This is a genomic window from Deinococcus detaillensis (genome assembly GCF_007280555.1).
In the GTDB taxonomy this organism is placed as follows: Bacteria; Deinococcota; Deinococci; order Deinococcales; family Deinococcaceae; genus Deinococcus; species Deinococcus detaillensis.
In genome coordinates this window covers 25885-42209 of the sequence record NZ_VKDB01000010.1, presented here as the reverse complement: position 1 = coordinate 42209, position 16325 = coordinate 25885, and the positions used below count along the sequence as shown (strand labels likewise).

Annotated in this window: 20 protein-coding genes; 5 read left to right on the top strand and 15 right to left on the bottom strand. The window is 59.6% G+C overall.

Annotated elements, in window-relative coordinates; all coding sequences use genetic code 11:
- Positions 1-21 precede the first annotated feature (21 nt).
- On the top strand, positions 22-1005 hold the full coding sequence (locus FNU79_RS10410) for a GNAT family N-acetyltransferase (protein ID WP_143720788.1): 984 nt from the start codon (positions 22-24) through the stop codon (positions 1003-1005).
- 1 nt (position 1006) lies between these two features.
- Here FNU79_RS10410 and queA read toward each other — a convergent pair whose 3' ends face one another.
- From queA to FNU79_RS10390, 4 genes are all read right to left on the bottom strand, one after another.
- On the bottom strand, positions 1007-2053 hold the full coding sequence (gene queA, locus FNU79_RS10405; RefSeq protein WP_225430016.1) for a tRNA preQ1(34) S-adenosylmethionine ribosyltransferase-isomerase QueA: 1047 nt from the start codon (positions 2051-2053) through the stop codon (positions 1007-1009).
- Positions 2054-2056: 3 nt separating this feature from the next.
- Positions 2057-2599: a LabA-like NYN domain-containing protein gene (locus tag FNU79_RS10400; protein ID WP_143720786.1), complete on the bottom strand. Its 543-nt coding sequence runs from the start codon at positions 2597-2599 to the stop codon at positions 2057-2059.
- Between the two features lie 319 nt (positions 2600-2918).
- Complete coding sequence (locus FNU79_RS10395) at positions 2919-3662, bottom strand: AIM24 family protein (RefSeq protein ID WP_206431588.1); 744 nt, start codon at positions 3660-3662, stop codon at positions 2919-2921.
- A gap of 101 nt (positions 3663-3763) precedes the next feature.
- Entirely contained in the window at positions 3764-4609 is an 846-nt protein-coding gene (locus FNU79_RS10390; protein ID WP_143720785.1) for an META domain-containing protein, read from the bottom strand.
- Between the two features lie 181 nt (positions 4610-4790).
- Here FNU79_RS10390 and ftsY point away from each other — a divergent pair, with 181 nt between their 5' ends.
- Positions 4791-5780 (top strand): signal recognition particle-docking protein FtsY, encoded by a 990-nt coding sequence (ftsY, locus tag FNU79_RS10385; protein WP_143720784.1) that lies wholly within the window; start codon positions 4791-4793, stop codon positions 5778-5780.
- A 679-nt stretch (positions 5781-6459) separates the two neighbouring features.
- On the opposite strand, the gene mnmA is transcribed toward ftsY, so the two are convergent.
- Positions 6460-7584, bottom strand: a complete 1125-nt coding sequence (gene mnmA, locus FNU79_RS10380) for a tRNA 2-thiouridine(34) synthase MnmA (RefSeq protein WP_143720783.1) — start codon at positions 7582-7584, stop codon at positions 6460-6462.
- Positions 7585-7665: 81 nt separating this feature from the next.
- On the opposite strand from mnmA, the gene lysA reads away from it, so the two are divergent.
- Complete coding sequence (gene lysA / locus FNU79_RS10375) at positions 7666-8799, top strand: diaminopimelate decarboxylase (protein ID WP_143720782.1); 1134 nt, start codon at positions 7666-7668, stop codon at positions 8797-8799.
- A gap of 89 nt (positions 8800-8888) precedes the next feature.
- Here lysA and FNU79_RS10370 read toward each other — a convergent pair whose 3' ends face one another.
- The 9 genes from FNU79_RS10370 to FNU79_RS10330 form a co-directional block, all read right to left on the bottom strand.
- Positions 8889-9092 (bottom strand): hypothetical protein, encoded by a 204-nt coding sequence (locus FNU79_RS10370; RefSeq protein ID WP_143720781.1) that lies wholly within the window; start codon positions 9090-9092, stop codon positions 8889-8891.
- Between the two features lie 55 nt (positions 9093-9147).
- Complete coding sequence (locus FNU79_RS10365; protein WP_143720780.1) at positions 9148-9840, bottom strand: aspartate/glutamate racemase family protein; 693 nt, start codon at positions 9838-9840, stop codon at positions 9148-9150.
- Positions 9841-9864: 24 nt separating this feature from the next.
- The gene (locus FNU79_RS10360; RefSeq protein WP_143720779.1) at positions 9865-10857 is read right to left on the bottom strand and encodes a lipocalin family protein; all 993 of its coding nucleotides are present in this window, start codon (positions 10855-10857) and stop codon (positions 9865-9867) included.
- Between the two features lie 44 nt (positions 10858-10901).
- On the bottom strand, positions 10902-11261 hold the full coding sequence (locus tag FNU79_RS10355) for an arsenate reductase/protein-tyrosine-phosphatase family protein (RefSeq protein WP_185974679.1): 360 nt from the start codon (positions 11259-11261) through the stop codon (positions 10902-10904).
- A gap of 8 nt (positions 11262-11269) precedes the next feature.
- On the bottom strand, positions 11270-11995 hold the full coding sequence (locus FNU79_RS10350; protein WP_143720777.1) for a metallophosphoesterase family protein: 726 nt from the start codon (positions 11993-11995) through the stop codon (positions 11270-11272).
- Positions 11996-12006: 11 nt separating this feature from the next.
- Complete coding sequence (locus FNU79_RS10345; protein ID WP_124867105.1) at positions 12007-12372, bottom strand: hypothetical protein; 366 nt, start codon at positions 12370-12372, stop codon at positions 12007-12009.
- A 185-nt stretch (positions 12373-12557) separates the two neighbouring features.
- A complete protein-coding gene (locus FNU79_RS10340) occupies positions 12558-12938 on the bottom strand; it encodes a hypothetical protein (RefSeq protein ID WP_143720776.1) in 381 nt (126 codons plus the stop codon).
- Positions 12939-12954: 16 nt separating this feature from the next.
- Positions 12955-13248, bottom strand: a complete 294-nt coding sequence (locus FNU79_RS10335; RefSeq protein WP_143720775.1) for an antibiotic biosynthesis monooxygenase family protein — start codon at positions 13246-13248, stop codon at positions 12955-12957.
- Positions 13245-13628 (bottom strand): hypothetical protein, encoded by a 384-nt coding sequence (locus tag FNU79_RS10330; RefSeq protein ID WP_143720774.1) that lies wholly within the window; start codon positions 13626-13628, stop codon positions 13245-13247. The genes FNU79_RS10335 and FNU79_RS10330 overlap by 4 nt, the downstream gene beginning before the upstream one ends.
- Before the next feature lie 60 nt (positions 13629-13688).
- Here FNU79_RS10330 and FNU79_RS10325 point away from each other — a divergent pair, with 60 nt between their 5' ends.
- Together FNU79_RS10325 and FNU79_RS10320 are read left to right on the top strand one after the other, a co-directional pair.
- Complete coding sequence (locus FNU79_RS10325; RefSeq protein WP_143720773.1) at positions 13689-14000, top strand: hypothetical protein; 312 nt, start codon at positions 13689-13691, stop codon at positions 13998-14000.
- Positions 13997-14485 (top strand): helix-turn-helix domain-containing protein, encoded by a 489-nt coding sequence (locus FNU79_RS10320; RefSeq protein ID WP_143720772.1) that lies wholly within the window; start codon positions 13997-13999, stop codon positions 14483-14485. Before FNU79_RS10325 ends, FNU79_RS10320 begins: the two co-directional genes overlap by 4 nt.
- Before the next feature lie 167 nt (positions 14486-14652).
- On the opposite strand, the gene FNU79_RS10315 is transcribed toward FNU79_RS10320, so the two are convergent.
- Positions 14653-16239, bottom strand: a complete 1587-nt coding sequence (locus FNU79_RS10315; RefSeq protein ID WP_143720771.1) for a 2-isopropylmalate synthase — start codon at positions 16237-16239, stop codon at positions 14653-14655.
- Between the last annotated feature and the right edge of the window lie 86 nt (positions 16240-16325).

The following is a 16325-nucleotide window of genomic DNA, read 5'->3' as shown; positions in this document are numbered from 1 at the left end:
CCAAATTCGGCAGACTGGGCTATGGAATCTGACGTGATCTGGGAAGTCCTGCACCCTCAGCCGCTCCTGAGTGACCAACTGTACGGCGAGTTGGCTGCGTTCCTGGGGCTGGCCGAAAACAAGAACGAAACTGCCGACCACCTTCGCCGCTTCGACGAACAACGCTCCGCTGGGCAACACCACGCGCTGACGCTGGCCCACGTGGACGGTCAACTGGTTGGCGTGGCCGAGACGCAAGTGCCGAGGTCGCACGACAAAGCCGGTTGGTACGCCCTGAGCCTCAGCGTGCATCCTGATTGGCAAGGCGGCGAGCTCCCCCAAGCCTTGCTGAGCCGCGCCGAGACTCAGTTGCCGCCAGACGCGCAAGTGGTGCTGGCCACCGTGCGGGAAGGCGAGTGGCAGATGGCCTTTCTTGAAGCGCAGGGCTTTGCCGAATACGAGCGGATGTGGACCAGCACGCTGGATTTGCAGACCTTCTCCCCCACTGATTTCCAGCACCACACCGAGCGGGCCAGGCGAGCGGGGCTGAGGGCATTGCCAATTTCTGAAGTGGCCGATCTAAGCAGCGAAAGTGAGCAGCGCCGCCTCTACACTTTGATGATTCACCTTCTCTCGGAAGTGCCGTTTGCCGAGCCGATCACGCCTTGGCCGTTTGAGACGTGGAAAAGCCGCATTCTGGACGCGCCCGAGTTTGACGTGCGGGGGTTTTTCATGCTGCTCAGCCCCGAGGGAGAATGGATCGGCGTCAGTGAGTTGTACCGGCCTGACCCTTCAAAATTAAGCACCCTCCACCAGGGCTTGACCGGCGTGCGCCGCGAGTGGCGCGGCCTCGGCGGGGGTTGGCTGCTCAAACTCACGGCGGCGGCGCAGGCCAAAGCGCGGGGCTACGGGGCGGCCAACACCACCAACCACACCGGAAATACGCCGATGCTGGCGATCAATGAGCGAATGGGGTTTGTCAGGGAGCGGGCGCGGGTGGGGTTACGGCGGGAAATGAGAGCCTGAATCAGCGCTGATTTTCCAGCAGCATCGCGTCACCCAAGCTGTAGAAGCGGTAATCGCCCGCTAAAGCTGCGTCGTAAGCCGCTTTGATGCGCTGCTCACCCGCGAACGCCGAGACGAGCAGGAGCAGGGTGCTACCCGGCAAATGCAAATTGGTAATCAGCAGATCGGGCACGTTGACCGGCGTACCCGGCGTGATGAAAATGCGGGTATCGCCCTCGCCCGGCTGAACCTGTTGGCCGTCCCAAGCGCTCTCTAATGTGCGAACCGTCGTCGTTCCCACCGCCACCACCCGCTGCCCCCCGGCTTTAGCACGGTTGATGATCTGGGCCGTCTCGGTGCTCACCGAATAGCGCTCGGCGTGCATGGTGTGGTCGGCCACCGAACCCTGAATCGGCTTGAAAGTTCCGGCCCCGACGTGCAGCGTCACATAAGCGCGTTCAATGCCGCGCTCGTCCAAGCGGGCCAACAGCTCCGGCGTGAAATGCAGGCCCGCTGTCGGCGCGGCCACGCTGCCATTCACGCGGGCATAGACAGTCTGGTAGCGCTCACGCCATACCGAATCGTCTTCGCCCGCGTGAATGTAGGGCGGCAAAGGCAAGCGCCCAATCTCATCCAGGTGCGGCTTGAGATCGGATTCGAAGCGCAGCAACCGTGCGCCGTCGTCCAGCACGCCGACGACTTCTGCTCTGTGTTCGCCCAAATACAACTCGTTCCCGGCGCGGCGGGCGGGCTTGAGGTAAGCGCTCCAAAGATTCGTCTCTTCTTCGCGCAGCAGCAAGACTTCGATTTGACCGCCACCCTGCCCATTGACTACAGGCTTGCGGGCCATCACACGGGCCGGAATCACCCGCGACTGGTTGAACACCAACACGTCACCGGAGCGCAGCAAGTCGGGCAACTCGCTGAAAATGCAGTGCTGAATCTCCGCGCCCACCACCATCAGTTTGCTGCTGTCACGCGGCTCGGCCCCGGTTTGGGCAATACGCTCGGGCGGCAAGTCGAAATTCAGCCGCGCCAGCACCGCGTCAGCGTCACGAAGCGTGGACACGATTTAAGGTAGAGCGGGCTTGGGAAGGCGGGCGGGCATCAACGCTTCTTCGACGTCGGGCAAATGAATGAATCTATCGGCGGCGTCGATCAATTTTTGGGCGGTATGCTCGCGGAAGGCGATCACTTCGACCCGTTTGCCGCGTTCTTGCAGGAGTTCCACGATGTCGGTGAAGTCGCCGTCGCCACTGCCCAACACCATGATGTCCAAATAATCCGAGAGCCGCACCATATCGGCCACCATACCCATATCCCAGTTGCCTTCCCAGATGGCCTTGCCGGTTTCGGTGACGTGGTGCAGACTCAGCGTCATACGCCGAACCTTGTAACCCAGTGCCGAAAGCTTGTAGATGAAGGGCCTAGACGTGCTGTCACCATCTTTTTCTACGGTATAAGCGATGGCGTGAACCAGTTCGCGGTCACGGGCAGCGATGTCGAGGAGCGTTTCAAAGTTGACGGTGCGCTCGGCAAGGTCCCGGGCCGAGTGGTAGAGGTTTTGAGTGTCGATAAAAAGGCCAATTCTCGGTTTATGAACGATATATTGCACACATCTCCAAACGTCTGACTTGGCCAAAAACGGCGCGGCCGAGCGGACAACAAAGGTGAGAAGGATCGGGAAACACAAAAGGGGCACTGCACAAAAGAAGAACGCGCTTATATCCTAGTCCGCCCAGCAGTTTGGGCGCAACTCGGCTCCAGACAAAGTGTTAAACCCCACACTGAGCACGGCCACCCTGCCGTTTCGAGATTTCGCGGCTTGGGCAGAGCGGACGCCCACAAGGACGCCTGCCCGCTCCTTGGGCAAAACAGCACCTCTCGGGCCTGCCCGCTCCGCTCGGTCTCCATAAAGATAAACGTTGTTGTGTTTAGCTGCCCTTAGGCAAATATTCCCCGATCCGGTGAGCCACTTTGCTGGCCGACATGCTGTTGAGCCAGACCCGCCCCGGCCCGCTCAGTCGAGCAAAAAACAGCGCCTCACCGGAAAAGATGATATTGCGCAGTCCCTTGACCATCTGCACGTCGAAGGTGACGCTCTGATCGAACATGGCAACGTGGCCGGGTTCGACCAGCAGGATTTCGCCCGCGCTGAGGTGGTATTCGATGGCGTCGCCGTCCAGCTCGGCAAAAGCCATGCCGGGGCCGGTCACGCTTTGCAGCACGAAACCGTCACCGCCGACCAAGCCCGCACCAAAGCGGCGGGTGAAGGTCACGGCCAAGGTAACGCCCGCTTCCGCCGCCAAAAAAGCGTGCTTGTGCATGATGATGCTCTCGCCCGCCGCCAGATCGAGCGGCACGATCTTGCCGGGAAAGTCGGTGGCAAACGCGATCTGGCCTTCGCTGCGGGTGGTGAACTGCACCAAAAACAGCGTGCCGCCGCCGACCATCCGCGCCAAACCCGACAGCAGTCCGCCCCCACCGCCGCTGTTGAGGCCGGTGTTCATCTCGACGGTGGCGCTCATCCACGACATGCCGCCCGCGTCGCTGAACATCCCGTGACGGCTGTCCATATCCACGATCAAAGTGGGCTGGATGGTGCCGAAAATCCGGTAACTCATGCCGCTTCTGGCTTCGCCGTCTATCTCGGCAGGGTTGGGCAAGTCGGGAATCATAGCCGAGTCTAGATTGTGATGTTAACAGGGTTATGAAAGCAAACTAAGAGCCGCGATATCAAAGACGCGGCCCGTTTAGACGATTGGTAAAGAGGTTGGTTTTACGGCTTGCTCAGCACCCACTGACCGCCGTTGACATCGGTCAGGGTCAGGGTCTTGCCCTGCACGGCGGCGGCAGCGCCCACCGTCAGCAGCGGCACGAGGTTGGCTTCCTGCGGCGGGCAAAAGACTTTAGTGGACATCACGGGGCCAACAAACGTCAAGCGGCCACTGGAGATATTGAGCTTGCCGCTGAACTGATTGCAGCCGTCAAAGCCGCTGATGTCCGAGCCCTTAAGCGTAAACTGCGTCGGGCGGGTGTCGCTTGACAGTCGCAGTCCGGCGGGCGGGCGATTCAGCGTCCAAGTGCCGTCGTATTTGCTGCGAATGCCCACGCTGGCCACCTCGCCTGCGCCGATGTTTTGCGCGAACACCATCCGGTCGTTGCTGCCCGAAAAGAGAGTCAGGGTTTGGTTGCCGCTCATTCCGCTGAGTTCGAAGCGGTTGACGCCGCGCAGAAGTTTAAGAAACTGAGCTTCCAGGCCGTCGACATAATCGGGACAGGCCCGCAGCGTGCTGGCCAGAGCGCCAAAGCGCAGGACTTTTTGGCGGGCCACATACGAAGCGCCAAAGCTGTTGCAGCCACTGGAACCCGACACCCGTTTGCCGTCGAAGTCGAGGGTGGGGCGCACGGCGGCGCTGCCCGGAGCAGTGGTTTGGCCATTTTCAGTGAGTGACACCAGACTGTAGCCGCCAATCGGCACGCTGTTGTCGGGCGCGGCAGTTGTTGGGGTGGCCGGTGCAGCTTGAGCGAAGGTGCCGGTCAGCGGTGTGGGCGCGGCGGCCACGAAGCTGGACGTACCGAGCGCCAGGGCCAGCAGCGGAAACAGGAAACGGGTACGGGTCATAGGCCTCAGTTTGCCCAATCCAGGTGACGGGCAGATGACCGAAGGGGTGTGAGAGTCCTCATCTTTGGCTCCAACCGATGATCTCAGCTTGATAAGCGGCGGGAGCGGTCAATCCCCTACTGCCCCCTCCTGCTCGACACCGCTCCTGTTTTGCCCGCAACCGGGACGCTAGACTGACGGCATGTCATGGCTTAATCGCCTGCGTGACGGCCTGAGCAAGACCCGTCAGCAGCTCAACCAATCCTCCGGTTTTCTGGGCACCGATCTCAAAGACGTGTTCACCAACCGCATTGAAACGCTCGAAGACCTCGAATACGCCCTGATCGCTGCCGACGTGGGCCGCGCCGCCACCGAAGAAATCTTGGAAGATGTCAAGAACAGCTCCAAATCCAACCTCCAAGAAGCGTTGATGGAAGCCATGACCTTGCAACTCGAACCCGACGCCAAGCGGGCACAGTTTCGCAAATTCGGCTTTAACCCTGACGCCAAGCGCAGCACAGTTGATCCACAAGGCAAGGTCATTATGGTGATCGGCGTCAACGGCGTGGGCAAGACCACCACCATCGCCAAGCTGGGCCGCTACTACCAATCGCGCGGCAAGCGGGTGATGTTCGCGGCGGGCGACACCTTCCGCGCCGCCGCTGGAGCGCAACTCGGCGTCTGGGGCGAGCGGCTGGGCATTCCGGTGGTGCAGGGCGTGGACGGCGGCGACCCGGCGGCGGTGGCTTACGACGGCGCGAACGCCCGCAAAGCCAGAGACTTTGATCTGCTGTTCGTGGACACCGCTGGACGCCTGCACAACAAGCACAACTTGATGGAAGAACTCAAAAAAGTGCGCCGCGTCATCGACAAAGCCGACCCCGGCGAGCCGCACGAAATCTGGCTGGTGCTTGACGCCGTGACCGGACAAAACGGCCTCCAGCAAGCCAAGAAGTTCCACGAAGCCATCACGCTGACCGGCGTGATCGTCACCAAATTAGACGGCACCTCCAAAGGCGGCATCGTGGTGCCGATCGTGCGCGAACTCGGCGTGCCGATCAAGTTCATTGGCGTGGGCGAGGGCCAGGAAGATTTGCAACCGTTCGACAGCCGTGAATTTGTCCAAGCGCTTTTTGACGTGAATATTCCAAAAGAGGAATTGGGTAAAGGCGTGCTGAATCGGGAAGACTGAAATTAAACAACTAGCCTAGCATTATTGCGGAGAACTGACGAGTCTGCCAGAAGAAACGAGATCGGTCGATTTTTTTGAAACTCTTATGGAAAGGCCATATTTATATGCGCTTGATGGCAGCTATGAATAAGCAATTGCCTTTCTGGATGGCTGCCAATTTGCTTTCACTCATCATCATATCAAGTCACATGACAAAGCCGAGAGCCAGAATTTTGGAAACATTCTGAAGTACCAGCATTTCCTAGAATACTTATCTAGGACACTCGAACTTGACCAAAAGGATGCGCTCAGATCATTCAAGAATGAAGAAGGTAATCCTTATGTAGTTGTGCTGGCGATTGATGCAGATTTTAAAAAAGCGATGGCCAAAAATTGACGCTGAGAGGGCTTTTGCAGTTCACCCCCACCCAGCCTCCCTCTCAAGGGTGGGGAACAGAAAACCTGATTCATTCTCTTTTTGGAGTCAACCTTCCCCTTCCAACATTCCGAGCTAAACAGATACAGAACGTGGCGGTCAGAACGCAACCGAAGCCCCAGCCGTGGAGAACGCGGGAGGAAATGCCCACAAGTCACGCCGCGCAGACACAGTGTCGAGCGCAGCGACTCACTCCCCCTCACCACCGGGGAGGGGGCAGCTAACGCGAAAGCAAAGAAGCCAAAGCGCTAACCCAAACGCAAATCAAACAGGCAAAACCCGCACGTGATCGGCAATCAGCCCGCCGCCCAGCAGCTTGGGCCCCGCGTACAGCACGGCGCTCTGGCCGGGAGCCACCGCAAACTGGGGTTCGTCAAATTCCAATTCAAAGCCGTGTTCGTCAGCGTCCAGCACGCGGGCCTTGACCGGCACGGCACGGTAGCGCACCTGCACGTCCACTTCACTCGGCAAGTCGGTGAGGTCGATCAGGTAATTGGGCGTCAGCGCCTTTAGCCCTTTCCACAAGCAGTCCTCGTATTCACCGACCCAGACGGTGTTGCTGTCTACGTCCAGGTAAACCACGTGCCGGACGAGGTGCGACTGAAACAGGCCCAGCCCTTTCTTCTGGCCCAAGGTGTAAAACTGGGTACCGAGGTGTTCGCCCACCACTTCGCCCGTACGGATGTCGCGCATCTGGCCGAGCTTTTGGGGCACGTATTCGGCCACGAAGTCTTTGACAGTGCCCGGCACGAAGCAGATATTCTGACTTTCGGGCTTTTTGGCGGTCAGTAAGCCGTGCTGCTCGGCAATCTCGCGCACGCGGGGCTTTTCCATTTCGCCCACCGGAAAAAGGATGTACGGCAAAGCGTCGCGCGGCGTGCCCCACAAAAAGTAGGTCTGGTCTTTGCGCGGGTCGTCGCCCCGGTGAAAAGCCACTGCGCCGCTTTCTTCCTCGACGCGTTTGACATAGTGGCCGGTTGCCACATAATCGCAGCCGAGCATCTTGGCCTTTTTGACCAGCTCGTCGAATTTGACTTTGGTGTTGCAATTGACGCAGGGATTCGGCGTGCGCCCAGCCGCGTATTCGGCCAGAAAGGGGCCGACGATGTGGCGCTGAAACTGCTCGCGGTAGTCCAGCAGGTAAAAGGGCACGCCGACTTGCTCGGCCACGCGGCGGGCTTCGTAGGCGGCGTCGGGTGAGCAGCAGGTGTCGAAGGTGTCGCTGCGTTTGTCGTCGGGCCAGAAACGCATCATCGCGCCGATCACCGCAAAGCCCTGTTCTTTAAGCAGCGCGGCGCTTACGCTGCTGTCCACGCCGCCGGACATGGCGCACAGCACCCGTCCGCCCGGCTTGATGCCCTGAGTTGTCCGTTTTGCCGTAGCCGTCATAACTTTGAAGTGTAACAGGATGGCTGACAGGTTGGGGTGAGTTGAGCGACAGTGACGCCGCCACTGGCTACACTGTGCGGCATGCTCAACGACACCCAACTTTTGGAAGCCGCCCAGCGCTTCGGCACGCCGCTGTATGTCTACGACGCCGCCGAGTTGGACGCCGCGCTGGCAGGTGTGCGGGCAGCCTTCACCGACACCCGAATTTTTTATGCCATGAAAGCCAATCCGAATCTCAGTTTGCTGCGGCGCTTTTGCTCGGCGGGCGTGGGCTTTGAATGTGTCAGCGCCGGGGAACTGGCGCGGGCAGTCAAGGCGGGCGCGTCCGGCGAACACATTCTGGTCAACGGCCCCGCCAAATCGGATGAGGAATACGCCGAAGGTGGCCGTTTGGGCGCGACCTTTATAGTGGACCGGGGCGAGGAAGTCGCGCTGTTGCCGCCAAGTTCAAGGGCGCTCGTCAGGGTCAATCCGGCGCTGAACGTCAGCACCCACGACCACCTCGCCACCGGCGCGGGGAGCAGCAAATTCGGCGTGCCGCTCAGCGAGGTTCCCGCCGTACTAGACGCACTGAAAGCGGCGGGCCACACCGCACGCGGCCTGCATGTGCATATCGGCAGCGCCATCCGCGACGCGGGCGACTTCGCGGCGGCCTTCGCCAAACTCAGTGAGTTGCGCCCCAGCGTGGGTGAATTGGAAGTGCTGGACGTGGGCGGCGGGTGGAGCTTGGACGCTGACCTGCACGGCATCGCCGGACAAGCTCGGCAAGCGGCTGAGGTGTTCGGCGCACAGCTGTGGGCCGAGCCGGGCCGATACTTGGTGGCGGGAGCGGGCGTGCTGCTAAGCACCGTGGTGGGAAGCAAGCAGACAGGCCGCAATTTTGTTTTGCTGGACGCTGGCATGACCGAGCTGATTCGGCCCATGCTCTACGGCGCGGTTCAGCCGATTAGAGCGCTGTGGCAAGGCGACCAGACCAAGCCGTATGACCTGGCTGGCCCCGCCTGCGAAAGCGGTGATGTCTTGGCCCACGACGTGCCGCTCCCCACACCACAGCGCGGCGGCGTGCTGGCTCTGCTGGAAGCGGGCGCTTATGGCGCGGCCATGAGCAGCAATTATCTGAGCCGTCCGCGCCCCGCCGAAGTGCTGTGGGACGGCGCGTGGCAAGTCATCCGGCATCGTGAAAGCCCAGAGGCGATTTGGGCGGCGGAACTTTAAAGCATTTGTGAAAAGGGCTGGCTAAGTTAGAAGCACACTCAGCCAGTCCTCCCAAACGCTCTTTTTCTTTGACGACTTAGATGCCGGACTCAGCCGTCTTCGTCACTGGGAATCAGTTCGGTGGCGCTGGCGGCATGCTGCTGCAACTTGGCGGCGGTGTCGGTGGGCGTCTCGTTTTGGGGGTCGCTTTCAGGCACCTCCACCACGTCTGGGTGCTGCTCCGGCAAGCTGGACTGCACGATTTCGCCGCTGGGCTGATCAATTCTAGATTGGTCGGTTTGATCTGGATTCATGCCCAAACCCTAAGGCAAGCCGGCGTTGCCCGGATGGAGGTTTGGGCAACGCGGCTTAACCCAGCATGAACCGTGCGGCATCCTCGACGTGAATCGCCGACGTGTCAAAGACCGGCACGCTGACATCACCCGCGCCGACCAATAAGGTGATTTCGGTGCAGCCCAAGATGATGGCCTGCGCTCCGCGCCCGACCAACTCGGCCATCTGGCGGCGGTAAATCTGGCGCGACTCGTCGGTGATGACGTTTTGGCACAGCTCATCGAAAATGATTCGGTGAACATCTGCACGCCCCGCTTCGTCTGGCACCAACACCTCTAAGCCATACTGCCGGTGCAGGCGGTCTTTGTAAAAGTCCTGCTCCATCGTAAAAGCGGTACCCAGCAGACCGGCCCGCTTCACGCCCGCTTCCTGAAGGCGACGGCCCACCGAGTCGGCAATATGGAAAAACGGCAACGAGATGGCCGCCTCGATCTGGGGCGCGACTTTGTGCATGGTGTTGGTCGCCAGCAACACGCCGTCCGCGCCGGCCCGCTCTAAGCCGCGTGCCACCTCGGCCAGCAGTTCACCCGCTTCGTGCCACTGCCCGCTTGTTTGCAGGGCTGCGATCTGGGCAAAGTCAACGCTGTGAATCAGCAGCCGCGCCGAGTGAAGGCCGCCGCGCTGCCGGGCCACTTCGCTGTTGAGAAGGCGGTAATACTCTGCTGTCGATGTCCAGGACATGCCGCCGATGATGCCGAGTAGCTTCATGGCGCTGAGCTTATCAGCTGGCCCTTATTCCTTTGATCCGAACAGTCCGCCCTCGGCTTTGGTCAGCACGCCGCCGACAAATTCGCCCATGCCTTCGACCTTGACGGCGGCCCCGCCCCAGGTGCCGCCGCCGGTGATCGGTCCTTCCCAGTAAGCGATTGACGTCGTCTTGGAGAGCAACTCCTGACTGTCGTTGACGGCGCTCAGCGTCAAGTCGCCCCGGTCTGAACTGACTTTCCAATCGAGTGTGTAGCTGCGCCCAGACGGTGAAACCCACGTTCGCTGCGGCGTCATGGTGACGTTGCCGACGGCGCGGGCCACCCCGTCCGGGCCGACTTCCGAACCGGCCAGTTGCACGACGGTGCCGTCCAGCTTCTTGACGCGGTAGAGCATCAAATCCGAGCCGTCCGAGAGGTGCACGCCGAACCAGTCCCACAGCGAGTCGCGGCCCGGTTGCTGGTCGCCCCATTGGTGGTCGAACCAAGCTGTGCCGCTGGCGGGCTGACCCTCAATCGTGCCGCTGACGGCAAGGCGGGTCACGCTCTGGTAATACAGCTGGCCCGTTTCGGGCGTGCCGGAGTAGCCGGGCGGATGCACCACCGGCCCTTTTTGCGGCGTCAAGGTGAGTTGGAGCGGCCCAGCGTCCAGCTTGAAAGGCGCGGCGGGCGCGTTGGCACTTTGAGTCAATGTCCAGTCGCCCTGACTGGCTTTCAGCGGCGGGAACGAGAACTTGGCGTCTTGCTGGCCCTGTTCCAGAAAGGTGACTTTGTCAGTGGTCAAATCGGTCATGGCCAGATGCGAAGCGAAATAGGGAATGCCTTTGTAATTGACCTTGAACTGCGCCCAGTGAAAAGCCTGCTTGGTGTCGGGCAGGTAGCCGGAGACATACCACCACTCGGTAGCTGCGTTGTTCGGCCCCAAGGCGGCGGGATCAGGCATCTTGGCCGGATCAAAAGCGGCGGCGCGGGGCACGCAGGCGGTCAGAACCATCGGGGCCAGCCAAAGCAAGCGTTTCATGGCTTACTTTAAGCAGCGGGCGCGGGGAAAAACTGCGCGGGAAGCTACGCTTGGTCCTCTTTTGGCTTCACTTTTTCCAACCGACTCGGCACCAGCTTGTTGAGCAGCAACACCAGATCAGCGTCCATGAACTCGTAATCGTCGGGTATGCCCAGTATGAGGATTCGGTCATCGGGCAACGCGCCCTTCAATTTGGAGCGAATCCAGTCGCGGTGCTGCTTTTGCATACAAACGGCCACGTCGGCCCATTCCAGCAGGTCGCGGGTCAGCGGAGTTTCGGCGCGTTTGTCGGTGCCTGCCGAAACGACTTGCCACTCCGGCACGTCACGGAAGACCGCTTCGGCGGTGGGGCTGCGGAGCTTGTTTTGGGTACAGACAAAGACCACGCGCAAAGGACGATCCAACTGTTGTGTCAAGGCTCACACCCGCGCTCCAGCCACGGGATTTCGTTGGCGGCAAACGGCGCAGGCGCGTTCTCCCTTACCCACTTCACCGCCGCGCCGACGTCATAAGCCACCCGCCTAAACTCCACATTCCAGCTTCCATTGCGGCGAGTCAGCAGCACCCAACGGGCCAGCGGCGAGCCGTCTTTCTGGCGCAAAACGGGGCCAGTATTGACCACCGTGATGCCGTCTACGGCCCTCAGCATTTCGCGGTGGGTGTGGCCGACGATGCAGAGTTTACCCTTAAAACCATCCAAACGTTCCCGAATTTCAGCGGAAGTGGCGTGCGTCTCCTGCTCATCATCGTCTGTTTCGGTGAGCAGCAATGCTTCCCAAGGACTGCGGGGGCTACCGTGAGCGAGGCGCACTTCACCGCCAGCCACGTCTAGCAAGGTGGGCAACTGAGCCAATACAGCAGGTACTTCTGACGGCAACTGAGCGAGAAGCCAGTCACGCATTTCAGCTTTGTGGCTGCTGGCCTTCCGCATTCTGGCGATTACCTCGTCAGTGTTGCCGCGTACGCTGGGCGGTGCAAATTCAGCTTGCCATTGCCAAGCCCGCGCCGGATCAGCCGCACCCCAGACGGTATCGCCCAAGTTATAGAGGGCGTCAGGAGCAGCGGCTCTGATGTCGCTCAGCACCGCTTCTAGAGCAAAGGCGTTACCGTGAACATCGGAGAGAATGGCGAGTCTCATGGCTTACCCGTTTACTGCTGGGGCCGGCGCAAAAAAGACATCACCACGCCGAACAGCAAGCAAGTCACCAGCAAGGTCATCAAGCTGACGCCGAGGCTGAAGGCGGGCGAGAGCATGTCCTGACTGAGCTTGTAGACACCGAACGGCAGCGCCCATCCCAGCGCGTAGAGGCCCACCCGCCGGGCGAAATCGGGTGTGTTGCTGGCCTGCGGAAACAGCTGAACGTTGAAGATGAAAGCCGGAAACAGCAAGAATTGCCCCAAATAAAACCACAGCGGCAAAGCGCTCAAGCCGCCGAACTGGCCCGCCGCGAAGAAAATATTGAGCGCTGCCATGATGACGGCAGCGATGAGAGCGATACGGAGAAGTGGAGTCATAAAAAGCAGTCTAGCGGCTGAGGCTGTGGCTTACCCTGTTCATTTGCCCTTTGTGGTGGTCGCTGGCGGCTACAGCACGACGACGCGGCAGAGTTCAGCGAACTTGAAGATTGGTCATTTTATTGCTGGAGCACTCGGCCAACGGTTTTACTCACTCGCTACCACGGTCCGTGAGCTGTAAAGATTCAGCCTCGCTTACCGTGTTGCGGCCTGTTGCGGTTTGCTCCGCCATAGCTATAAACCCAGCCCATCATCAGGCCCGCGATTAAGCCGGTCAAAAGGGAACCTCCCCATTCCGGCTGCGGCTTGAGAGCCTGACCGGAAAGGCTCATCAGGAACATGTAAACGCCGAACCATGAGCCAAAGAGGACGCCTCTTCTACGGCCTTGCAAGGAGTTCAGAGGTTGCCAGATGGCCTGATACAGCAACGAAGCCGCCAGCAAAATGCAAATCGCCCAGTACCACAGCGGCAACTCACCCACGCGCCCGAGTTGGCCTTGCGTGGCGAACAGCAGACTGACAGCCGGTAAGGCACAAACGGCCAATAAACGGGGCCAAAGCTTCATACGCTATTTTCCTCCCTCACAGGAAAACCTGTTTGTAATGCTCCACCGTAGGGAACGGGTCGTAAAAGTGGTGCAGCAGCGCTCGCCACTGCTGATATTCGGAGCTGCCACGAAAGCCTTCGGTATGGTCTTCCAGCGTTTCCCACCAAACGAACAAAGCGTACTTGTGGTCATCCTCTAAGCAGACTTGTAACTCGTGGCGAACATAGCCAGGCATCGAACTGATGATAGCTTGGGCCTCGGCAAACGCCGCCTCAAACTCGGCAGTCTGGTTGGGGCGAATGTGGAGAAGGGCGAGTTCCTGGATCATGGATTTTCCCTTTGAATGGCTTGGGCTGAAGCGCTCTGGTTCCTAAAATAGCCTGAAGCCAAACCTGTGAAGAGCCCCGCAGCCAATGCGAAGCCCCAGTGTGGACTCGGCAAAGGATGATCAGCGAGGTAAAAGAAAAAGATGAATAGACCTACCGTCATGCCCCCGCGCCAGCCCAATGGTACGCGCCGCAACCCAGCAAAGTTTGAATGCTGTGGCCACTGAGAGACAAGTATGACCAGACTTAAACCCAGGGCTCCCCAGATCCACAGCGGTAAGTCGCTGAGGCGGTGATGTTGCCAAACCAGCAGATCAAACAGCAACAGGGCAACGAGGCCAAGCACGATCAGTAGCCGGGAGAGCAGAGAGGGCGGCTTCATGCGCTGAGTATAAGCCGTGTATTCTTGAAATTTGTTCACAAATTTGTTACCATTTACTCAATGAACGCCGCTTTCGATTTCACCACCGAAGCGGTTCTGGACTGGGAAATTGAGCAGATCCACCGCGCTTTAGACCAAGGACAACTCCTCTTCAGCCGCCACGCTCTTAATGAACTCTTCAACGACGCACTGACCGAAGACGAAGCTTTAGACGCCATAAGTTTTTACGATCATGTCAGTAAAGACTTCCCCAATAACGAGCAAGGCCGCGCGGCAGGAATCAATTTTGAGCAGACCGTAGAACGGGGGACTTTGCGTGTCAAAGTCGGTTGGCGCGGTAACTATCTGGTCATTACCAGCATGATTTTATGAACCTCACCCCCAAGAGCCAACCCAAGGAGGACGCCATGCCAAACGACACCCTCAACGACGACCAACGCACCCACATCTACACCCTCAAAAACGGCGCAACGCTCAGTATTCTTGACGTTCCCGCCAAAATTGATCTGCACGAACCTGACTTTCAAGCATACACCGTAGACGTGGCCCGCCGTCTGTCGGTGGCGGGACTGGCCTTCGAAGCGCAGAACCCAAATCCAGAGGTGCGGCAGATCATGAACTACGCCGAGCTCGCACCGTTACCCGCACCCAGCCCCGTTTCATTGGAAATCCGGCGTGCGCTGCTGGCCCGCAAACTCAGACCGGCTGACCTTGCCCGCAAATTGGGCGTTGCGCCTTCAGCCGTCGCCCGCTGGCTTGATCCAAGTTATTATCAGCACAGCACCGCAACACTTACCAAAATTGCAGAAGCATTGGAAAGTGAGCTAGAAATCCATTTTAAACTGAGGGCAAGTTAGCTAGATCATTCACCATAGAGAAGTAGTCAGTAAGTATATACAATGTGACTGTAATCTACATTGGCCATGAGTGGAATGCACTCCTGATGAAATACATCCAAAAAGGCTAATCAATGAGAAAGGAGCCGCACCCATTCGCGGCCCCCTCTTTCTCGAAGCTCAGACTTTCAGGGCGTTTCTGCCGTCACCGCCGACTTCTCTTTGGTCTGCCCGGCCACGATGTGATTGATCACCCGCAGCCACGCCCGAGCGCTGGCTTCCACCACGTCGGAGGCCACGTCGTTGCCGCTGACAGTCATCTCGCCGTAGCGGGCGCTCACGCTGACCTCGCCCAGCGCTTCAGCGCCTTTGGTCACGGCCTGCACGCGGTAGACCTCCAAGGCAGGGGCAATGCTGGTGGCGGCATTGATAGCGTGAAAAATAGCTTCCACCGAGCCGTCTCCGGTGGCGGTAGCCTCGCGCACCCCGTCGGGCGTTTGCAACCTGACGTAAGCCAGCGGCTGCATGTCGGTGCCCATGGCAATCTGAAAGCGCTCCAATTTGAAGGTCTCAGAGGTCTCTACGCTGCTGCCCACCAAAGCGTGGAGATCGTCAGAATAAATCTGGCCTTTGCGGTCAGCCAGCTCCTTGAAACGCACGAACAAAGCGTTCAGCGCTTCATCGTTAAAGCCGTGATCACTGTGGCCGTCGGTGTCATAGCCCAGATCGGCCAGCGCTTTGCGGAAGGCGGCACGGCCCGAGTGTTTGCCCATCACCATAACGGCGGCCTCGCGGCCCACCAGCTCGGCGTTCATGATCTCGTAGGTTTCCTTGTGCTTGAGCACGCCGTCTTGGTGAATACCGGATTCGTGCGCGAAAGCATTGTCGCCAATCACGGCCTTGTTAGGCGGCACTGGCATCCCGGTCAGGCGGCTGACCAACTTGGAGACCCGGTAGAGCTCGCGGGTGCGAATCCCGGTTTCGGCTTGATAATGGTCGCGGCGGGTGTGAATCGCCATTACCACTTCTTCCAGCGCGGTGTTTCCGGCCCGCTCCCCGATGCCGTTGATGGTGCATTCGATCTGGGTCGCTCCGTTTTCGACGGCCGCCAAGCTGTTGGCCGTTGCCATGCCCAGGTCGTCGTGGCAGTGGGTACTGATTTCAACGTTGCGGCCCTGCACGATCTCGTCGCGTACGCGGGCAATCAGTGCGCCGTACCCACCGGGCGTGCCGTAGCCCACCGTATCGGGAATATTGATAACGGTTGCGCCCGCCTCAATCGCGGCGAGGTAAAGCTGGATCACGAAATCAAAGTCGGCCCGCATGACGTCCTGACCGCTAAATTCCACGTCGCGGGTGTACTGGCAGGCCAACTTGACCGCCGCAATCGACGACTCGATGACCTGCTCAGGCGTCTTGCGCAGCATGTGCTGCATCTGCACCGCGCTGGCGCTGGTAAACACGTGGATGCGGCTTTTATCGGCGGCTTCCAGCGCTTGCGCGGCCCGCTCGATATCGGCGCGGGCAGTGCGTGCCAGAGCACAGATAATCGGCCCGCGCACTTCCCGCGAGATGCGCGAAACGCATTCGAAGTCGCCGTCCGAGGTAATCGGAAAGCCCGCCTCGATCACGTCCACGTTCAGGCGGGCCAGCGAGTGGGCGATCTCGATTTTCTGGTTGTGGTTCAGCGCCACGCCCGGCGACTGCTCGCCGTCCCGCAGGGTGGTGTCAAAGATGTGGATACGGCGCAGGTTGGCTGATTCGGGCTGGGTCATGGCAGTGGCTCCTCATGGGGCAGCAAAGAAAGCAGGGAGAAACGGAAAAAACGGCAACGCAACCAAAAAAAGCCCCGAAAGTGAGA